Below are 576 nucleotides of genomic sequence, written 5' to 3' on the forward strand. Positions count from 1 at the left end.
GATCCGGGGTGGGCGGGCTCGCAGCGATGCGCCGTTCGCGGCAGCTTGCTCCCGGGCTGGAGCTCGTGCGGCCGCTGCTCGACTGGTCACGCGCCGAGCTGGAAGGGCTCGCGGTTTGCAAGCGCGTGCCCTTCGTCGAGGACCGGTCCAACCGTGATCCGCGCTACGACCGCAGCCGGATTCGTGCGCTGATCCAGTCGACGCCGGACCTCGTCCCCTCGCGCCTGGCGCTTTCCGCGCAGAATCTGCGCCATGCGGAGGACGCGCTCGAATGGGCGTTGCAGCGCGAGCTCTCGGCGCGGTTCCGCGCGGATGGCGCCGCAGCGACGTTCGACCCGGTTGAACTGCCCTATGAGCTGCGCCGCCGGCTGGTGCGGCTCGCCGTCCAACATGTGCGGCACCAAGGCGGGATTCACGAGCCCTGGCACGAGCAGGGACTCGATCGCCTCGTCACCACGCTCGATGGCGACGGCACCGGTACGATTGCGGGGGTGAAAGCCGCCGCGAAACATGGTGAATGGCGTTTCAGCCTGGCTCCGGCGCGGCGATCACACTGATCGACCTAAAGAACCGCGT

At 69.1% G+C, this 576-nt stretch carries 1 protein-coding gene; it reads left to right on the top strand.

Translation table 11 applies throughout. The features are described 5' to 3' along the window. The coding region (locus tag ACMGE0_RS33625) for a PP-loop family protein (protein WP_436820185.1) at nt 1-557 on the top strand (557 nt) is incomplete at its 5' end. Nucleotides 558-576 lie beyond the last annotated feature (19 nt).

The organism is Neorhizobium descurainiae, assembly GCF_051400715.1.
In the GTDB taxonomy this organism is placed as follows: domain Bacteria; phylum Pseudomonadota; class Alphaproteobacteria; order Rhizobiales; family Rhizobiaceae; genus Neorhizobium.